The sequence below is a fragment of the Xenorhabdus anantnagensis genome, from assembly GCF_028598555.1.
In the GTDB taxonomy this organism is placed as follows: domain Bacteria; phylum Pseudomonadota; class Gammaproteobacteria; order Enterobacterales; family Enterobacteriaceae; genus Xenorhabdus; species Xenorhabdus anantnagensis.
Window position 1 is genome coordinate 18,897 of the sequence record NZ_JAQRFN010000010.1, and the last position, 20,323, is coordinate 39,219.

Here is a 20,323-nt window from a genome sequence, read left to right on the forward strand (position 1 = left end):
AATATCACTCACTCATAACAGATAAAATTTGTTCAGCAATGAAAGGAGACTCTTCTGTTGTCCCCGCTTCAACCAAGGATACGCTATCGATAACCTCTTCCTGAAGTATTTTTCTTATCATGTTGATTAACTTCTCCAACGACCATCCGCCGTTGATGGGGCTGCACACATTAGGGACAATTGATGGATCGAGAATGTCAATATCGACAGATAAATGGGTATGTATTTTTTCACTTTTAGCCTTAAGCAATTTAGCCTTAAGCGATTTAGTCTTAAGCAGAATAGGATGATACTCAGAAGCGTAAGTTAGTGGAAAACCTTGGTTAATCGCTCGTTCAATCGGTGAAGGATTATCACGGCAGCCAATCAAAAAAGCTTCGTTAATTGTTCCTTCCGCGAGCAGACTGAGTAGAAAGTTTGAATGAGCAATTGCCTCAGAAGGAAGTTTGTAGCTTGAACCATATAGATCGTGATGCGCATCAATGTGGATATATCTTATTTTAGTATCGCTTGCCATTGAAGCTCGCAATGCTTTCAGAATGGCCCAGGCCACACGATGGTCACCGCCCAAAACCCCGAGACGCTTGCCTGCATGAGAAGCTAATAAACTAACCTGACAAAGATGTTGTATACACAGTTCAGTCGGATTCATAAAAGGAAATACACCGAGAAAAGGAAGGTCTTTTCCGTTAAGCTGATCAATAATGCTGGCAAGTCCAAGAGCCGTCGAATGCCTGATGTTAGTCAGATGGCAAAACGGCAAACCTACCCAAATAGTATTAATCGGAAGCGGCCCGCAAAACCACTCCTTCACAGGATACGCTGCTGCGTGATCGGGAAATTGCTCTTCATAAAACGAACGGCCAGCAACTGGAAAAATTGTATCGTTAAGACCAAAGCACAAAAGCCGCGCACGCAAGAGGCTTTCGATATTATTCATACTTATCCCTTCACGTTGTAACTCTTCGACCGAGTACCATTCACGTGAGAGATTGGCAAGTTGCTGCAAGGGAGCAGGTAACGAGACTGGAGGATTGTCGTAACACTTCAGCCATTTGCTCGTAACCCATTCCACCCGTTTATCCAATTTTAATGAAAACATATCAAACCTCAGTAGAGAAAATGATTGACTGGTATAGACTGGATTCGCGTTGTAGTTCACTGTGGGTTCCAGACGCAACAATAATCCCCTCGTTCAATACAAGCACGCGAGTGCATTTCTCCAAAATATGTTCATCGTGGGATGCAACCAGAACCGCCCCCTTGTGAGCCGCTGCTTGCAATGAATGAGCGATTTTCAAGCTATTAGTGAGATCCAAGGCGCTCGTCGGTTCATCAATTAACATGACAGAAGCCCCCCGAAAAAAAGCCCGCGCCAAAGAAACCCGTTGGGCTTCTCCCCCTGACAAACCAGCCATTTCCATATCAGAATACTTGTCGAATCTGCTGATAAAATTCGCCACAGAAGCCATTTCGATGGCTGACTGCAAGGCGCTATCCTCTCCCTCCATTGGTTCTTTCAAGGCCAATTCTTTCAAGACCAAGTTCTGCCTTAAATCGACCGGAAATATCGCACTGGCTTGAGAAATGTAAGTGATATATTGTCTAAATTCGTCTTCTTCAATTTTTTCAATACTAATGCCCTGATAGAAAATTGATCCATCACTTGGTTCTATAAGCCTTGCCAACAAGCGCAACAAAGTGGATTTACCACTGCCGGATTCCCCCGCAAGTCCGATCATCTCTCCGGGGTGAATATCAAATGAAATACCATTCAAAATTCTAATCGGTTGATTGCTCTCGGAGCATCCGTTATATACCAGACCAGATACTTGCAAAGGCAAAGCTGACGAATTAGTGGCAATAGCGTTGCTATTTAATGAGTTTTGGATCGGCAAAGGTGGTACGGAGGAACGATCTACAACATGATCCACAAACAGCGATAAACGCTCCATTGACACAATTCCTTTGGAGATCGCCTTGGCTGAACCACTGATATTCTCCAGTGGCCCCATAACCATTGCAAAGTAAGCCAGAACCGCGACAAACTGCCCTAGCGTTATATCAATCGGCGCTGAGTTTTTTCCCAGCAACCCCGGCAAACATAGTGCCCAGACGATCAGGAGACCAAAAAGATTTATGCATGATGTGATAAACATAAAGCTGGTCGAGCGGAAGTGTGCTTTATTTGCCAGCCTCGTGACGTCTTGGCTCTCTCGCCCAATGGACTGGTTGACCCAAGGCTGAGCACGAAAAGAAACAACTGTTTCATACGCTGCGAGTGCGGAAGTAATGAATCCGATCATCCGGTCAAACTTCGGCGATGCATCGGCAAAGTAACGCCTTACTTTTTGCCCATTCCGATAAAATGCGAGAGAAAAGAAAATAGATATCGTAATTAATATTACGCCGAGCAGTGGATTTATTGAAAAAACGATAAGGCACAAGACTAATATCATTATCGCCGATGAAATTAAGTCAGTGAGTGCGAATCCAAATAAATCCCAAAGCGATTCAATATCCCGGCTAAAGAATGACAATATTTTTCCACGATCATTTTTAAAAAACGGTTCGTGTTGAGAGCCTTCATGAAAGATAGTCTTGGCTAACTTTGCCCTCAGATAATGGGAAATTTTTTCACTTTGCGAAGCCGCCGTGTAATTTGCCCATGCTTTCAAACCCGAAGCAACCATTTGAATCAATAGATAAATTATTACAAGCCTGATGGCCTGACTAAATAAAGTCTCCTGACTCATTCCGTCCTGTACAGATGAAATTGCATCTATAATCTTCCCAAAAACCAGAGGGGCGGCGGCCGAAAGAATCGTTGCCGCAATAGTCAAAAATAACGTTATGGTATATGGCAACCAAAAGATACGCCCAATAATTGCAAAAGGGCGTAGCTTGCCTTTAATCGCGTTGATATCAATGCGTTTCATTCAGAGCAACCAACCGGAAAACGCAAGTCGGCAAAAATGAATTGAAGGATCAACAGATCCAGAAGGAATACCGTGGTTTGTTTCCGGTGAAGGCACAAATAAGACACTTCGGTTGGGGATTGCCGGTATTGCTGTTTTTTGTCCACGATAATCAAACACGAGATCGGCTTGTTCTGGAAACATCCCTTCGCCACCAAAATACAGTAGTAACGTAAGCTTATATCTGGCAGCATCGGGAACATAGTCTGTGTGCATGTCCAGAAAACAGAACGGGGTATAAGCCGTCAGTGAAAAATTTGTCTGATCCCAGTGACCAATCAGCGCCCTGATTTCAGCGCTCCATCCCTTAATAACCTCGGTTCTGATTTGAGAAACCAACCCGACCTCATCATTATCCTGATGGAGTGAATGGTAAAGGTAGCTAAACCCTGAGTACCGGGATTCCATTTGTTTATTAAGCAGTGAACGGATTTTTTGAACATTGGCTAATGATTGTAACGGAAGAACTTTGGCTTCAGTTGTTCCTTTAACTCTTGTGCGCCAGCCTGTACCTTTATGCCAAGATTTAATGACCTCTTGGTTCAGATTCTGGAATACATCGTTTGGCAAAAAGTTGTCCCGATATATAAAACCCGCATTTTCCAGCGTATCTTTCATTGAACCTGTTTCACTTAGCATGAGTCTTCCTTTTTTGTTCTGTCAGAAGAATAGCTTGAAGGACGTGCGAATATTTAGGCGCTTTTATGTTCATTGACGCCAAAATACTATCGACTGATCGGCGTAGAACCAGATTTTTAGAAAAACAGATAGAAGAATCTTTGTAAGTTACGCTATGCCACCAATTTTCCGGTATCCAGACCATTTCACCGGGATTTTGCTCGAACTGGAATGATGGCATCGCACGCTCTGCGGCTGGTACATCCGGCTCCCAGAACAACCATTCCTTTTTCCCTGAAAACAACAAATTCCAGCTTGCTGTGCCGAACATATCCTGATGAGCCTTTACAGACATCGTTCCGGGGCCGATGATAGCCCATGCAAAACGCGGAATTTGCTCGAAATCATAAAGATCCAAAATACAACCCAGATTTGGTGAAGACTCAATAAGCTGCTCTGTAACAGTATCAATTACCTTTTGTAAGGCAGCAGAGCGACATTTTTTATGAATAGGCCAATGAGCCACATGACCGTTAAGTATCGCTTCAGATGAGATCTCCGTTGCACTTTCCCACCATCTCGCCAAATTACTTAATGGGGTATTTTTGACAAAATCCCCTTGTTTATCAGTGACCTCAATTACCACTTCACCAAACTGTCTAAAAAAATCCGACGCACTCCTATAGGGTAAGGTATCAAATATCGGCAAGCTCAGGAGTGCTGGCTTCGTATCATCAAAATCGTGATGTGTTGTCATTTTATTTCAGCGGTTCACAAACACGCTGCTCCCTTGGTTGCAATTAACCAACCGAGTAATACTGTGCCTTTATCGCCTCTCTTCATAGCGTCCTTAAATAAGGACATATTAAAATCAAATGTTCCCATTTGGACGGCAGCTTTAAATGTTTCGATATGCTGAGGCTCGGATAAAGATGCATGGTGTCCACGTGAGTACACATGCAACAAACCTTCATTCTCAATCAGTTGTACATTTGATTTGTCTGTGATCTTAAATACAGTCAATTCTGTTGGAGGACTAGAGGTATCTATTGGAAATACCTCAATAAAGTAGTTATTGCTGCGGTTGCGTGTGCGAGCATGCTCAAGGAGTTTTTCGAAGCCAATAGTCGAGGCAACATTCCAGACCTTCGGGAACATATCAGGATCGGGCCTGCTTTCGAAATTCCGGCGATAATCCTTGGCTGATTCCTTAACGGGCGCAAAAAGACCTAGCATATTGAGGGCAGAATTCATTTGAAGCCGATAATTTTGCCGTGTCAGAGCCAATGAGATTACAACACTCACCCCCTGCGGACTTCTGCCAACATGGTAATAATCGGCGGGAAGAAAAAAACACCCGCCAACTTCCATGGGATACGTAACAGACTCTTGTTCTGATACGGAATCAAGCGGTCTGGCAAGATCACCATTATAGGTAGCCAAATACTCTTCACTCGACCACAAGATCATTTCTTTTGCACAAGGGCCAAGATTAAAGTGAAAAACACGATCCGTTGCATCGTCGATATGAACCCCAAAAGGCGTTTCTTCGTATTTTCCAATGATCAGATGGTGCTCAATAGAAATACCTTCTGGTTCAAATTGAGTACTAAAATCTCCGATGAATTTTCTTGATGTTTCACTGAGGTCATTGGATAAAAGTGCAGCATAATTGACAAAAATTAGAAACGGCTCACCGTCAGTAACCTCGTCCCAATTGATCGATTCCAGACTTGGGTAACGGCTCAGTATGATGACAAATGCTTTCGCTTCAAACGGCCCCAATTGCCTGCCACCACGATAAATTCGACAATTTTTATTAATTTTAGAACCCAACTCTCCAGCCAGATTATCTAAACACTCCTTTACCATTTCCATGGTATAGGGATGATCGACATGATTTTTCCCGTATGGATGGCGAAAACGCTCAGTAAGATCATAAAACTCATCGAACAGATTCATCATTGCAACACCTCAAACGTGCCTGTATCTATGAAAAATTTCAGCAACAAGAGCTTCTGTTTTAATGTTTCTCTTCCGCCTGACAACAAAGACAGGAAGTTCTGAACATCAAATATTTCTTTTTGAAGAAAATGATCGAAAATAGACTCTTCCAGAACCTGCTCATACACATGATGGTATCCGCGTGAATACACTAATGTTGTGTGATTAAGTGGGGCGATTTTTACACCCGCAGATTTGGATGGCCTGAGTGTTGTTCGCTCTGTTATTGCCGACATATCAAAGAATTTCTTCGCAGGTGAATAGCGAAGGTAGTGATTTGAAGCATTACGAAGGCTATTAAGCCATATAAGATCCTCAAAACTGAGATGCCTCACATCACATTTTTTCATTTCAGACATTACATCGAAGAAAGAACCAATGTTTTGTGCTTCCCTCGCTACCGCTTTTCCTGCACTCACAATGTCCACCACAATAGCAACGGCGGTTGATAGAGTACTGTTTAGCCCTACGTGATACCGTTCAGATGGCAAGACAAACGCTTCGCCCGGTTTAAAAAAATATTTTTCGGGATCGGCATGTATAGATGCGGGATTGAGTATGTTACGAACCTTGCCGAACTGTTTGAGAATGTCTTCATTTTGCCAAAGGGCAATCCCCTTCTCTCCTGGGCCAAGATTGAACAGGATCGTGCGATGGCTGGAATCATCAATGTGAACCCCAAAAGGCGTGGAGCCGTAAGCACCAATAAACAATATGACATCGAAGGTAATTTGCTGGTTGGGATAAAGTAATGCAATTTCTTCCGCATGGATACCCGCTGTTTCTTGAAGTATCTCGGACCATTGCAATGAACCATTGACAATAAGACCTGCATTTTCCCCTAATTGTGGTGTTTCCCCAGCAAAAGCATTGAAAATAGATTTTTCAATGCTTTCAGGTGCCAGATCGTATTCAAGGAATCGCTCAGCCAAAGAATAATCTTCTTTCCCGCCAACATATCCGCGAAAATAATTCATCTTGGACGGACTTTGATCCCATTTTACCCCGTTCAGGGCACTTGATATGTGCTCAAAGGAGAGCGGAAATGTTTTGAGGTCTCGAACTAAATAAGGCCCAATAAGCCCCTTAGACTCTGTATATATTTCTTTCCACATTCTCACTCTCCTCAATTAATGATTAATTACAATATTTATACATGAGAATATTTATACATGAGTACGAGGACCGATATCGCGACGTGGACCAGCGTCAAATCCAATATACTCTTCCTTATCGCCAGAAATTTCTCTAAGGGCATTTTCGAATTCCTTATCATCCTGAGACATAGCATTAATAGTTTCATTATTTGATATTGTCGGAGACATAATGACCTCTTTATTTATATTCGTTATCAATCAAAAACATACCGTATTTAGTATTTATTAACGGCACATTCAGTAGAATTGATCGCCTTTATTTTGTCAATACGCGGAGATTTATAAATATTAAAATATATATAAAATTAATATTATGCAACTTAGTCCATATTAATGATCCATAATTAAAAAACAATCAAGAAACAAAAATAAATAATTAGCCATATTAATATCCGAAAAAAATCAAAAAAATGCAACTCTTTAATAATAAAGAAGTAACTATAATATTCAAACATTCAAAGCCATTAAACATTCATGCATAAAATAAAGGAAAATAAATCTTACCAAGAAAGATTTATTTCTATATTGAATTGATTCAAAAAAGTTATTTCTTATCAATATATTACAAATTGGTCTTGTAAAAACTGGTTTTATGGAAATTTTATCAATAAAAACAATAAACAACTTGCATTAGATTATACTTTATGAGAACAATGTTTATTGTTTCAATCTTGCCTGATAATTACTTCCGGATCACAAAATCATGGCATTCCGCATTTAGCGTAAAAATTCAATAAAACCTTTAATTATAATCACTATAGTATAATATTTTTCCGTAACATACCTTTTAGTTAATCAAGCTGTGAAGTTTTGATTAAACTTCATTTAATTGCTCGATTATTTCGCATTTGCATTTGATAATTAACAAAAAATAATAATCCAATAAGGTAAATTATGCAGAAAACAACACTGTTAAGCGAAGTTAAATATCTATTTTTATTATCGAGTCCAGTTATAATAACTCAACTTGCCAGAACGTCTATGGGCGCAGTTGACTCTGTAATGTCAGGCCACTATTCAACGAATGATCTGGCGGCTGTATCTCTGGGAAGCAGCATTTGGTTTCCTATCTTTGTATTAGGCCATGGCGTCATTATGATGTTATCTGCTGATGTAGCAAGGCACAGATCTCATAATGATATCGAGGGAATTAAAGAGAGCATTAATAACTACATCTCTGCCTCATTAATTTTATCGATACCCATTATTATCTTCCTATTAGCCGCAGTGCAGTCTTTATCTTTTATTAGTATTGATGAGGATGTTGTAAATATCACAAAAGGTTATATTACCGCGATGGCATTTGGTGTGCCTAGTGTGATGATATTCAATGTCTTTCGTTCTCTATTGCAAGGGCTAGAAGATACAAAAGTTGCAATGTATATTTCCTGTTTTGCTTTGTTAATTAATATACCAGTCAATTATGCTTTTATATTTGGTAAATTTGGCATGCCAGAGATGGGCGGTATAGGAGCTGGTATAGCAACATCAATTATCAACACGTTCAGCGCCATTTTACTTGTTGCCTATTTCATATATAAAAAAGAATATAGTAAATACAAGTTTAAGTTATCGATCAGATTCAATGAAAAATTCAAGCGATTACTTGCAGTCGGCATTCCAAGTGGGATGGCACTCTTTATTGAAATGATTTTCGTCGATATCATTGCATTTGGCATTGCTACTCTAGGCCCTGTTTATATTGCGGCTAATAATATCATGCTAATTATATCCGCCATAATGTTTACTGTTAGCGGAGGATTTTCCGCTGCTGCAACAGTAAAAATCAGCTACTTAAATGCTAAGAAAGATAGCCGGTCAATATTACGCTTTAGCATAATGGCTTCCGGAATCGTTTCATTAATAGCCTTTATCTTATGTGCTCTTTTCTATTTGCATGCTGATTTTATTGTTAGTTTATATACAAAAGATATTCTTGTGATAAATATAGCGATCGGGATCGTGTTACTTTTATGCCTTTTCCATTTTTTTGATGCTGTTCAAGCCATATTATCGGGTATTTTTCGAGGATTACATGAAACCAAAATAGTTTTTTATGCTCCTCTTCTGGGCTATTGGCTTGTTGGGATCCCGCTGGGTTTTACCTTAGGGCTGACAGATATTATCACTGAAAGAATGGGACTGATTGGCTTTTGGTACGGTCTTGTTTTGGGCTTACTTATCAATGCGGTAACACTCTCAATGATATTGAAAGCAAAATTTAAAAAACTGGCAAAATAAACCACATCAAGAGCCTATCTCTGTATCTGCTAAAATTGTAGATAAATTGAAATGAGATGGCTCTTAATTTTTTACGCTATTGTGCCGTATAACCACCATCAATCGCGTAAAAAGCACCAGTCGTAAATGAGCTTTCTTCTGACAACAAGAATGCCACTGTTTTCGCAACTTCTTCTCTGGTTGCCATACGTTTCATTGGGTGGCTATTTGCCATCCATTCCCTGACTTCTGCGGGTAGTGTTTGCATATATGGAGTATCAATATAACCCGGCCCAACAGCGTTAATACGAATACCTTTATCTGCAAACTCCAAAGCAACCGAACGCGTCAAACCAAGTACACCATGTTTGGCAGTTGTGTAAGGTGCAATACCAGGAATGCCCACAATACCGTTAGAGGAAGAAAGGTTAACAATAGCGCCTCCTCCGCTTTGAATGATAGCCGGAATACCATATTTCAAGCCGAAAAATGTCCCGCTGAGATCGGTATTAATCACATCATTCCAATCATCAATGGAATAGTCACAAATATTGATACCATGCGGGCCGGTAATACCCGCATTATTGACCAACATGTGTAATCCACCAAACTGCTCTACTGTGTTGTCAATCAATGCCTTGACCGAAAGGTGATCCCTGACATCGGCTTCCATCGGGATTACACATTGTTCTGTAGGATCTATCCGCTGTGCTGTCTGTTTGGCACGAGAAAATTGACGCCCAGTAATAATAACTGTTGCTCCCCGATGGAATAATTCTTCCGCAATGCTCTCTCCAACGCCCGTCGTTGCACCTGTGACAATAGCAATTTTCCCGTCAAAATAGCTCATATGATTCTCCGTCTAATGGATTGAAAAACAATCAATAGTTTCAATTAATCACGTAAGATATTTCAGAACCTTATCTATCAGGGCTTTTTCAACGGCTTTACCAGCGAATCCAAGCCTTCAATTTTTATCGCAAGAGTCATTTCCATCAATACACCCAATTTTCCCTGAGGGAATTCCCCTTTGCGGGCAAACCAAAGTAAATACTCTTCCGGCAAATCAATCAGCATTCGCCCCTTATATTTACCAAATGGCATAGCGGTGTTGGCTATTTCCAACAAATTTTCTTTATTCATGATGTCAATTCCGTTGCTTTGCGATATGTTGCCTTGCGATAAAAAACCACTCTATATAAAAAAAGTGACACCTGCCAAGATGTCACTTTCGATTATTCTTATCAAATCTAACGATGAAAAAATTAGATGCTCAAAATCAGACCTGTAATTGCAGCAGACAGGAAACTCACCAACGTTGAACCAAACAGCAGTTTCAGGCCAAAACGCGCAACAGTATTACCCTGTTTTTCATTCAATCCTTTAATGGCGCCTGCAATAATCCCGATGGATGAGAAGTTAGCGAAGGAAACCAAAAATACTGACAAAATACCTTTCGAACGCTCACTCAGTTGAGCAGCAATTTCTTGCATGCCCTGCATCGCTACAAACTCGTTGGAAACCAGTTTTGTTGCCATGATGCTGCCCACTTTCAGTGCTTCATCACTTGGAATGCCAATGATCCATGCCAACGGATAGAACACATACCCCAGGCATTCCTGAAAGGTAATACCAAATATCAAGTGAAAAATTGCATTGATACACGCAATCAATGCAATAAACCCAATCAACATTGCAGCAACAATCAAAGCAATTTTGAAACCCGCCAGAATATATTCGCCCAGCATTTCAAAGAAGCTTTGCCCCTCGTGGAGGTTGCTCATATGGATTTCTTCTTCGCTCTCAACAGAGTAAGGGTTGATGAGCGATAAGATGATAAAGGTGCTGAACATATTGAGAACCAACGCCGCGACGACGTATTTTGCATCCAGCATCGTCATGTAAGCACCAACGATAGACATAGATACCGTGGACATGGCAGTTGCCGCCATCGTATACATCCGGCGCTCAGACATTTTGCCCAGAACGTCTTTGTAAGCAATGAAGTTTTCTGATTGACCCAGAACTAATGAGCTAACCGCGTTGAAAGATTCCAGTTTGCCCATGCCGTTTACTTTAGACAACACTGTACCTATCGCACGAATAATAATTGGCAATATTTTGAAGTGCTGCAAAATACCAATCAAAGCAGAAATGAAGATAATTGGACACAATACATTCAAGAAGAAAAAGGCTAACTTCGCTTCTATCATGCCACCGAAAATAAATTTGGTGCCTTCTGCCGCATAAGACAATAGATGGACAAATAAATTGTCAAACCCTTTAACTATCCCCAAACCCGCGTTAGAGTTCAGGAAGAACCATGCCAAAAAAAGTTCAATTATAATCAACTGAATAATATAACGAACCCTAATATGCTTCCGGTTATTACTCGCCAAAATCGCCAGACCACCAATCACGATCAATGCGAGGAAAAAATGAAAAATATGAGACATAATAAAAAGCTCCCAACATGATGTTGTGCAAATTTATAACTGTATTTTATGGTATGCATAATAGAAAATTTTGATTGTTATCACATTAATTTACTGTTCAAATGGTCGCAAATTTCTATTTAGCCAACCCGATCACACTTTGGTAATCATATCATTAAGTGAAAAGTGTATTATTCACCCAATAAACGGAGCATTTCCTCTTCATCAATAACAGCAATTCCCAACTCATTGGCTTTAGCTAACTTGGAACCCGCTGCTTCGCCGGCAATAACCAGATCTGTTTTTTTAGACACGCTTCCGGTGACTTTGGCACCTAAAGCTGTCAGTTTATCTTTGGCTTCATCTCGGGACAGGCGGCTCAATGATCCTGTCAATACCACTATCTTGCCGGTAAATAGGCTGTCAACCTCATCCAAACGCGGACTTGCAGCCGACTCCCAGTGGATACCAATATTGTCAACCAAATCATCAATCACTACCTGATTGTGCGGCTCACTAAAGAAATTCACGACGTGGCTGGCAACAACGCCTCCCACATCCTGCACCGCAATCAGAGCCTCAATATCTGCTGCACGCAATTTTTCCAATGTACCAAAATGAGAAACCAGATTAGTGGCTGTCGCTTCACCGACTTCACGAATGCCCAAAGAGTAAATAAAACGGGCGAAAGTGGTTTTCTTAGACTTCTCCAAGGCAGTAATGACATTTTGTGCAGATTTAGGCCCCATTCGCTCAAGGCCAGTTAATTTTCCGGCAGTCAGACGGAAAAGATCAGCCGGTGTTTTGACATACTCTTTATCCACAAGCTGCTCAATAATTTTTTCGCCCATGCCATCAACATCCATGGCTCGACGGGAAACAAAATGTTTCAGCGCTTCTTTGCGCTGCGCTCCACAGAATAAGCCTCCTGTACAGCGAGCAACGGCTTCTCCTTCGACACGTTCTATATCTGAACTACAAACCGGACAATGTTCAGGGAAAATCACTTCCTGAGTTTCTGCGGGTCTGCTTTCATAAAACACTCCCACCACTTGTGGAATAACATCTCCGGCACGGCGAATAACTACCGTATCACCAATGCGCAGCCCCAGACGTTCAATTTCATCTGCATTGTGCAGTGTGGCATTACTTACTGTAACTCCGGCCACTAACACAGGCTCTAAACGGGCAACCGGAGTAATGGCGCCAGTACGTCCTACCTGAAACTCAACATCACGAACGATAGTCATCTGTTCTTGAGCCGGAAATTTGAAAGCTGTCGCCCAACGTGGTGCTCTGGCAACAAAACCCAATCTTTCTTGTAATTTGAGGGAGTCAACTTTGATTACAACCCCATCAATATCAAAGCCCAGCGTTGGTCGTTGCTGTTCAATATCATGGTAAAAATCCATCACCTGCTGAGTACCCTGACATAACTTCATTTTGTCACTGACAGGCAACCCCCACCGTTTGAACTGCATCAGGCGTTCGTAGTGACTTGCCGGTAATTCTCCGCCCTCCAGAACACCAATACCATAACAATAGAAAGTCAGCGGGCGTTTGGCAGTAATGCGAGGGTCAAGTTGACGCAATGAACCGGCAGCCGCATTGCGGGGATTAGCGAATACTTTATTTCCTGTACGGCGCGCTTCTTCGTTGAGTTTTTCAAATCCGCCTTGTTTCATGAAAACCTCACCGCGAATTTCAACGCGGGCAGGAATATTATCTCCTTTCAAGCGCAAGGGAATCGCGCGAATGGTACGGACATTGGCGGTAATATTCTCCCCCGTTGTCCCATCACCACGGGTCGCAGCCTGTACCAACTCCCCATTTTCATACAGCAAACTGACCGCCAAGCCATCCAGTTTTAGTTCGCAACAAAATACCAAGTCCTGACTGTCTTTCAGACGATCACGCACGCGCTTGTCAAAGGCAAGATAACTTTCTTCGTCAAACACGTTATCCAGAGACAACATCGGGATCTCATGGCGTACCTGTTCAAACGCCGTTAATGGTGCTGCACCCACGCGTTGGGTAGGGGAATCAGCGGTAATTAGCACTGGGTGTTGCTCTTCCAGTGCTTTTAATTCCCGCATCAAACGATCATATTCAGCATCAGGGATCTCCGGCGCATCCATAACGTGATACAAATATTCATGATGACGCAATGTTGTTCTTAATTCGTTGATTTTTTGAATAATATTTTCCATGACTTCTCACCAGAAATGAAAAAACCCCCGACTGGCGGGGGCTGATACTAAAAAGAAGGGTTATTCACCGACGTTGAGCGTATTGCGGATACGCGCTTTATAGAGTTCGATCATCTGAGGTGTAAGCATTTTGCGTTCACCATCCAGAACTACGCCTCCTACATCAGCAGCGATACGCTGCGCTGCCTGCAACATCAGTTTAAAATTCTGATTGGAATCACCATATGAAGGTACAAGCATAAACATGGAGATCCCAGGAGTAGTGAAATCTGTCATTTGGTCTGGATCAAATGAACCAGGTTTTACCATGTTAGCTAAACTGAACAACACAGCACCACTACCTGATGGATTCAAGTAACGATGGAAGATATTCATGTCACCAAACCGGAAGCCTGCCTGCAAAATGCTTTGAAACAAAACTTCACCATTCAGCTCCTGCCCATGATGAGCGGCAACATGCAATACCAACACTGTTTCTTTCTGGGTGTGCTCAGATTCAGAAAGCACCTTACGTTCTTCTGCACTTTCTTCTGTTTTTAACTGCCCTGCCACAACTTCAGAGCCTGACTCCGCTATCCCAGCTTCTTTTGATTCAGCGGATTCAACCAGATCGAACAACCCAAGCTGCGGTTCTTCCTGTTGATCATCGACACCCTTCACTTTGGTTGCGGCTACATCAGAATCAGATTGATGCCTTGCAAGTAAAGGATCCAAACCATTATCAGGCTCTAGTGATGAAGATTCAGGCGCACGACGTTCGATAACTGGCTCAGCACGATGTTCAGCATGCGGTTTTGCCGACTCCTGAACACGCGATTTTGGCGTATTATCAAACAGCTCATCGCCATCATTATCCCCTGACTCTTCCTGACGCCCCTGTTTATGACGTTTAACTGGGCGATCACGAAAGAGTGATGAACGCTCTTTACGGCTGGTCCACAACCCATGTAATAGCAAAGCTATTATGGCTATCGCACCAACAACGATTAATATCAGACGCAAATCCTGCATCATTGCTATCTCTGTTGTTTAAATTAATTGCCACCACGGCGGAATATTCTTTAGATAAGAGTATTTGTCAAATAAGACAAGTGCAAGTCTCTACCCACTTTTCTTACCATAAAGTGATATTCCCTCTGTTTTTTCGGATGTTTTTTGCCCACAAAACTACTGGTCAGTAGAAAATCCTGCCTATATCATACCGTTTCAATCATCCAGGAGAGAATAAGAAAATATGACGAATTCGACAAAGTTGCCAAAACATCCAAATGGATTCCATTATATTATGCAAGGTTGGCAACTGATAACCCGCCCTGGTATTAAGCGATTCGTTTTATTACCGTTATTGGCCAATATCTTATTGCTAGGTGGTTCATTTTGGTGGCTATATCATAAACTGGATGGCTGGATACAATGGACTCTCGATAAAATACCTGATTGGATGCAATGGTTAAGCTATTTAATTTGGCCGCTTGCGCTTATCTCCATTTTATTGATTTTTACCTATTTTTTCAGCACACTCGCTAATTTTATTGCTTCTCCATTTAATGGATTGCTGGCAGAAAAACTGGAAGCTGATCTGACAGGCATTCCAGAACCAGATACTGGCGTTATCGACTTACTCAAAGACACTCCCCGTATTCTGAAACGCGAAATGGTAAAAATTCTTTACTATATTCCTCGTGCATTTGCCCTATTGTTGCTTTACTTCATTCCGGTAATAGGCCAGACCATCGCCCCTATCCTTTGGTTTATTTTCAGTGCCTGGATGCTGGCGATCCAATACTGTGATTATCCATTTGATAATCATAAGGTCAGTTTCACCACCATGCGCAATACCTTGCGCCAAGACAAAATAGATAACCTTCAATTCGGTGCGGCAGTCAGTGTACTGACCATGATCCCTATTGTGAATCTGTTCATTATGCCCGTTGCTGTTTGCGGGGCGACAGCAATGTGGGTTGATCGCTACCGTGCCCAGCATGCCCTGAATCACAGTTCATCAAGCTAATTTAGCTTCTGCCAACCCGCTCTTCGCCGACTGTTTTCACTAACTGTTTTCGCCAACAACAAAGCCCCTGATAAACATAAATATGTCAGGGGTTTTGCTAAAAAGTTATACCAATCTGAAATAATCCAACTACTATAAACTGGTTATCAAATATTCTTTTATATAATAAGAATAGATTGAAACTTTATTTCCATAAATAAGATGTTAGCGTATGGTTGATCAGTATTTACGGTATTTTAGGGGCAATCGAGCAATGAGCAAAATTTATGAAGATAATTCGTTGACTATTGGTCACACTCCGCTGGTACGTTTAAAGAATTTCGCAAATGGTCGCATCTTGGCAAAAATAGAATCCCGTAACCCCAGCTTCAGTGTAAAATGCCGCATTGGTGCTAATATGATTTGGGATGCTGAAAAACGAGGCATCCTGACCCAAGATAAAGAACTTATTGAGCCGACCAGTGGTAATACAGGGATTGCACTGGCCTATGTTGCTGCTGCCCGTGGTTATAAGCTGACACTAACCATGCCTGAAACGATGAGCCTTGAGCGTCGTAAGCTACTGAAAGCTCTGGGCGCAAATTTGGTGTTGACCGAAGGCGCAAAAGGCATGAAAGGTGCTATTGATAAAGCTAATGAAATTCGTGACAGCGATCCTGACCGTTTTATCCTCCTGCAACAATTCAGCAATCCAGCCAACCCAGAAATTCATGAAAAAACCACTGGCCCTGAAATTTGGGAAGACACTGATGGCAATGTAGACGTTTTCGTTGCTGGCGTAGGAACTGGCGGTACAATCACCGGTGTTGCCCGTTACTTGAAAAATACACGTGGTAAACAAGTCACTATCGTTGCAGTAGAACCAGAAGACTCACCTATTATCAGTCAAAAATTGGCAGGCGAGGAACTGAAACCAGGCCCGCATAAAATTCAGGGAATCGGCGCTGGCTTCATTCCTGATAACTTAGATTTAACATTAGTTGACCGTGTATTTAAAATCAGCAATGAAGAAGCGATTCAAATAGCACGCGAAGTTACTGAAAAAGAAGGAATTCTTTCTGGAATTTCTTCAGGTGCAGCTGTTGCGGCGGCCATCAAAATATCCCAAGAAGATGAATACAAAGATAAAAATATCGTGGTAATTCTACCTTCTTCAGCTGAACGTTATCTGAGTACAGCGTTGTTTGCTGATCTAAATAACGATTGAAAATCACTCTATAGAATTTTTCACTATATCGACAAATATTGACAAAAAAGCACTTCAAGGGTGCTTTTTTGTGCATCAGATCAAAGTTTAAAACTTTCCTAGATGATTTATTCAAGTAGCTTTAGTATTTAACCAGTAATTATTTTGATGCACGAAATTAATCGCCAAGCTGGCAGTAGAAAGGTTATTCAATTCGACCATGACCCAGATAACGTGTATTAACACCAAATCAACAATTGAATGCATCAAATATGTTAATTTTTGGATAATGATGATTAAAGGCCCAATAAATTTCGAGTTACAGTTAACAAAACAATAACTTGAAAGACGAAGGGAATACGCTTTATACCTAATGGATTTCAAGATGCGTCGCGGCGGCCAGGGAGCGAATCTCCGGGAGCATAGATCACTATGTGACCGGAGTGAGTGAGCGCAGCCAACAAAGAGGCAGCTTGAAAGACGAAGGGTATATATCATTATCATTTTAATGGTTGTACAAGTCGAAGCGAATTCAACTATCCCCAATGGGTTTCGAGTTGCAGCGCGATAGCGAGGGAACGAATCCCTGAGAGCATAGCCAACTATGTGGCCGCTAACTATGTAGCCGCTAGCTATGTGGCCGGGATGAGTGAGCGTAGCCAGCAAAGCTGCAATTTGAAAGACGAAGGGTATACACTAACTTTAGAATTCTCTTAGCTTATCAACGAACATTTAAGTTATTGAGGAAATACTATGTTCCAGCAAGAAGTTACCATTACTGCACCAAACGGCCTCCACACTCGCCCTGCTGCACAATTTGTCAAAGAAGCAAAAGGCTTTGCTTCCGACATCACACTAACTTCTGGAGGCAAGTCTGCCAGCGCAAAAAGCCTATTTAAACTGCAAACGCTGGGATTGACTCAAGGTACAGTCGTAACGATTGCTGCTGAAGGCGAAGATGCGCAACAAGCTGTTGAGCATTTAATTAAATTGATGGGTGAATTGGAATAATCACCTGCCCAATCAAGCCAATCAATTTCATTCAGTTCATCCCCGGGTTTTATTGATCCGGGGATATTCAGAGCCTCCTTCCTGAAGGCTTAGTGAAAGGTAATTACCCGCAGTAAGGTCATATAATATGATTTCAGGCATCTTAGTATCACCAGGAATTGCTTTCGGTAAAGCGCTATTGCTGAAAGAAGATCCCATCATTATCAATCAGAAAAAAATTATTCCTGAACAAGTCGAACAAGAAATTTCCCGCTTTAAGCAAGGCCGCGATAAATCTTCCGCACAATTAGAAATAATTAGAAAAACAGCCGAAAAAAATCTAGGTGCAGAGAAGGCCGAAATCTTCGAAGGCCATATTATGTTGCTGGAAGATGAAGAGCTAGAACAAGAAATTATCACGCTTATTAAGAAAAATCTGGCAACAGCAGATGCAGCCGTTTATTCCGTGATTGAAGATCAGGCCAAAGCGCTGGAAGAACTGGATGATGAATATTTGAAAGAGCGAGCTGCCGATGTCCGTGATATTGGCAAGCGCTTGCTGAAAAATATTCTGGATATGCCAATTATCGACTTAGGTTCCATTGAAGAAGAAGCCATTTTGGTTGCCAATGACCTAACCCCCTCAGAAACCGCACAACTCAATCTGGACAAAGTCCTCGGTTTCATCACTGATCTTGGTGGCCGAACTTCCCATACGTCTATCATGGCTCGCTCTTTGGAATTACCCGCCATTGTTGGTACAACCAATGCGACCAAACAAATCAAAACCGGCAGTTATCTGATTCTGGACGCAGTCAATAACCACATTTACGTGAATCCATCCGATAGCGAAATCGAGAAACTAAAAACCGCGAAAAGTGAGTATCTGACAGAAAAATCCGAACTGGCAAAACTGAAAGACTTACCGGCCATCACATTGGACGGTCATCAAGTTGAAGTTTGCGCCAACATCGGTACGGTGCGTGATGTCCTGGGTGCTGAACGCAATGGTGCCGAAGGTGTCGGCCTATACCGTACTGAATTCCTGTTTATGGATCGCGATTCCCTACCAACTGAAGACGAACAATTTGAAGCTTACAAAGCAGTTGCGGAAGCCGTTGGTAATCAAGCCATCATGATTCGGACGATGGACATTGGTGGGGATAAAGATCTGCCTTACATGAATCTGCCAAAAGAAGAAAACCCATTCCTCGGCTGGCGTGCGATCCGGATTTGCCTTGACCGTAAAGAAATCTTACATTCTCAATTACGTGCTATCCTGAGAGCTTCTGCATTTGGTAAACTTCGCATTATGTTCCCAATGATTATTTCAGTTGAAGAAATACGGGAATTGAAAGCCGAGCTTGCGTTACTGAAAGAACAATTATGCAATGAAAACAAGGTATTTGATGAATCGATTGAAGTCGGCATCATGGTGGAAACACCTGCTGCGGCAACCATTGCTAAACATCTTGCGAAAGAAGTTGACTTTTTTAGTATTGGGACAAACGATCTAACTCAGTATACTCTTGCGGTAGACCGTGGTAATGAGCTGATTTCTCATCTTTATAACCCAATGTCACCAGCAGTACTGAGCCTAATCAAGCAGGTTATTGATGCCTCACACGCGGAGGGTAAATGGACTGGCATGTGTGGAGAATTGGCCGGTGATGAACGCGCTACACTGTTGCTCTTGGGCATGGGGTTGGATGAGTTCAGCATGAGTGCAATATCAATTCCACGCATTAAGAAGATCATCCGTAATACGACTTACGATGATGTAAAAGCGCTGGCAGAACAAGCATTAACTCAGCCAACCGCACAGGAATTGATGGATTTGGTTGATACCTTTACCAGAGAAAAAACACTCTGTTAAAAAATTAGCCAGAATACGGTCCCATTAAAACAATTAGGAGAAGATTCATGGGTCTGCTTGATAAATTAAAATCTCTGGTTTCAGACGATAAAAAAAACAGCGGCAGTATTGAAATTATCGCCCCATTGTCAGGTGAGATAGTCAATATCGAAGATGTTCCGGATGTTGTTTTTGCCGAAAAAATTGTTGGTGATGGTATCGCCATCAAACCAACCGGTAACAAAATTGTCGCTCCTGTTGATGGCACCATTGGTAAAATCTTCGAAACTAACCATGCTTTTTCTATCGAATCAGACAGTGGCGTTGAGCTATTTGTCCATTTTGGTATTGATACCGTTGAACTGAAAGGTGAAGGCTTTAAACGCATTGCTGAAGAAGGTCAGCGGGTACAAAAAGGCGATTTGGTTTTAGAGTTTGATCTGGCATTTCTGGAAGAAAGAGCTAAATCAACCTTAACTCCTGTTGTTATTTCTAACATGGACGAAATTAAAGAGTTAACTAAAGTAAGCGGATCAGTTGTTGTAGGTGAATCAGTCATCATGCGAATTAAGAAATAACAGAAAAAATCATTGAAGGAATATTTCCCTCTTTTTCTGTTAGATGATTCATTTTAATTGATGAGCTATTTGTGAATCGCC

18 protein-coding genes are annotated in these 20,323 nt (G+C 41.6%); 6 read left to right on the top strand and 12 right to left on the bottom strand.

Annotation, left to right across the window (positions count from 1 at the left end; translation table 11 throughout):
- Positions 1–4 precede the first annotated feature (4 nt).
- The 7 genes from PSI14_RS09525 to PSI14_RS09555 are packed head-to-tail and all read right to left on the bottom strand — an operon-like array spanning position 5 to position 6,925.
- The gene (locus PSI14_RS09525) at positions 5–1,180 is read right to left on the bottom strand and encodes an arginase family protein (protein ID WP_273575679.1); all 1,176 of its coding nucleotides are present in this window, start codon (positions 1,178–1,180) and stop codon (positions 5–7) included.
- A complete protein-coding gene (locus PSI14_RS09530) occupies positions 1,104–2,939 on the bottom strand; it encodes an ABC transporter ATP-binding protein (RefSeq protein WP_273575680.1) in 1,836 nt (611 codons plus the stop codon). The genes PSI14_RS09525 and PSI14_RS09530 overlap by 77 nt, the downstream gene beginning before the upstream one ends.
- Positions 2,940–3,617: a 2OG-Fe(II) oxygenase gene (locus PSI14_RS09535; protein ID WP_273575681.1), complete on the bottom strand. Its 678-nt coding sequence runs from the start codon at positions 3,615–3,617 to the stop codon at positions 2,940–2,942.
- Complete coding sequence (locus PSI14_RS09540) at positions 3,607–4,353, bottom strand: cupin domain-containing protein (protein ID WP_273575682.1); 747 nt, start codon at positions 4,351–4,353, stop codon at positions 3,607–3,609. Before PSI14_RS09540 ends, PSI14_RS09535 begins: the two co-directional genes overlap by 11 nt.
- Positions 4,354–4,367: 14 nt before the next feature.
- Positions 4,368–5,561 (bottom strand): hypothetical protein, encoded by a 1,194-nt coding sequence (locus PSI14_RS09545; protein WP_273575683.1) that lies wholly within the window; start codon positions 5,559–5,561, stop codon positions 4,368–4,370.
- Positions 5,558–6,715: a hypothetical protein gene (locus tag PSI14_RS09550; RefSeq protein WP_273575684.1), complete on the bottom strand. Its 1,158-nt coding sequence runs from the start codon at positions 6,713–6,715 to the stop codon at positions 5,558–5,560. Before PSI14_RS09550 ends, PSI14_RS09545 begins: the two co-directional genes overlap by 4 nt.
- 51 nt (positions 6,716–6,766) lie before the next feature.
- On the bottom strand, positions 6,767–6,925 hold the full coding sequence (locus PSI14_RS09555) for a hypothetical protein (protein ID WP_273575685.1): 159 nt from the start codon (positions 6,923–6,925) through the stop codon (positions 6,767–6,769).
- Between the two features lie 726 nt (positions 6,926–7,651).
- Between PSI14_RS09555 and PSI14_RS09560 the strand changes: the two genes are divergently transcribed.
- Positions 7,652–8,998 carry an MATE family efflux transporter gene (locus PSI14_RS09560; RefSeq protein WP_273575686.1) on the top strand — a complete coding sequence of 449 codons (1,347 nt, stop codon included), beginning with the start codon at positions 7,652–7,654 and terminating at the stop codon, positions 8,996–8,998.
- 76 nt (positions 8,999–9,074) lie between these two features.
- On the opposite strand, the gene PSI14_RS09565 is transcribed toward PSI14_RS09560, so the two are convergent.
- The 5 genes from PSI14_RS09565 to zipA all read right to left on the bottom strand — a co-directional run bounded on the left by PSI14_RS09565 (position 9,075) and on the right by zipA (position 14,636).
- Positions 9,075–9,827: an SDR family NAD(P)-dependent oxidoreductase gene (locus tag PSI14_RS09565; RefSeq protein WP_273575687.1), complete on the bottom strand. Its 753-nt coding sequence runs from the start codon at positions 9,825–9,827 to the stop codon at positions 9,075–9,077.
- A gap of 77 nt (positions 9,828–9,904) precedes the next feature.
- The gene (locus PSI14_RS09570; protein ID WP_273575688.1) at positions 9,905–10,120 is read right to left on the bottom strand and encodes a DUF3820 family protein; all 216 of its coding nucleotides are present in this window, start codon (positions 10,118–10,120) and stop codon (positions 9,905–9,907) included.
- A gap of 122 nt (positions 10,121–10,242) precedes the next feature.
- Positions 10,243–11,433: a NupC/NupG family nucleoside CNT transporter gene (locus tag PSI14_RS09575; RefSeq protein WP_273575689.1), complete on the bottom strand. Its 1,191-nt coding sequence runs from the start codon at positions 11,431–11,433 to the stop codon at positions 10,243–10,245.
- A gap of 170 nt (positions 11,434–11,603) precedes the next feature.
- A complete protein-coding gene (gene ligA / locus PSI14_RS09580; RefSeq protein ID WP_273575690.1) occupies positions 11,604–13,622 on the bottom strand; it encodes an NAD-dependent DNA ligase LigA in 2,019 nt (672 codons plus the stop codon).
- 60 nt (positions 13,623–13,682) lie between these two features.
- Complete coding sequence (gene zipA, locus PSI14_RS09585) at positions 13,683–14,636, bottom strand: cell division protein ZipA (RefSeq protein ID WP_273575691.1); 954 nt, start codon at positions 14,634–14,636, stop codon at positions 13,683–13,685.
- A gap of 220 nt (positions 14,637–14,856) precedes the next feature.
- On the opposite strand from zipA, the gene cysZ reads away from it, so the two are divergent.
- The 5 genes from cysZ to crr all read left to right on the top strand — a co-directional run bounded on the left by cysZ (position 14,857) and on the right by crr (position 20,242).
- The gene (gene cysZ / locus PSI14_RS09590; protein ID WP_273575692.1) at positions 14,857–15,633 is read left to right on the top strand and encodes a sulfate transporter CysZ; all 777 of its coding nucleotides are present in this window, start codon (positions 14,857–14,859) and stop codon (positions 15,631–15,633) included.
- A 253-nt stretch (positions 15,634–15,886) separates the two neighbouring features.
- Positions 15,887–16,840, top strand: coding sequence for a cysteine synthase A (cysK, locus tag PSI14_RS09595; protein ID WP_273575693.1), 954 nt, complete (start codon positions 15,887–15,889; stop codon positions 16,838–16,840).
- Between the two features lie 732 nt (positions 16,841–17,572).
- Positions 17,573–17,830: a phosphocarrier protein Hpr gene (ptsH, locus tag PSI14_RS09600; RefSeq protein WP_273575694.1), complete on the top strand. Its 258-nt coding sequence runs from the start codon at positions 17,573–17,575 to the stop codon at positions 17,828–17,830.
- 127 nt (positions 17,831–17,957) lie between these two features.
- The gene (gene ptsI / locus PSI14_RS09605) at positions 17,958–19,685 is read left to right on the top strand and encodes a phosphoenolpyruvate-protein phosphotransferase PtsI (protein ID WP_273575695.1); all 1,728 of its coding nucleotides are present in this window, start codon (positions 17,958–17,960) and stop codon (positions 19,683–19,685) included.
- A 47-nt stretch (positions 19,686–19,732) separates the two neighbouring features.
- The gene (crr, locus tag PSI14_RS09610; RefSeq protein WP_273554926.1) at positions 19,733–20,242 is read left to right on the top strand and encodes a PTS glucose transporter subunit IIA; all 510 of its coding nucleotides are present in this window, start codon (positions 19,733–19,735) and stop codon (positions 20,240–20,242) included.
- The last annotated feature ends 81 nt before the right edge of the window (positions 20,243–20,323 follow it).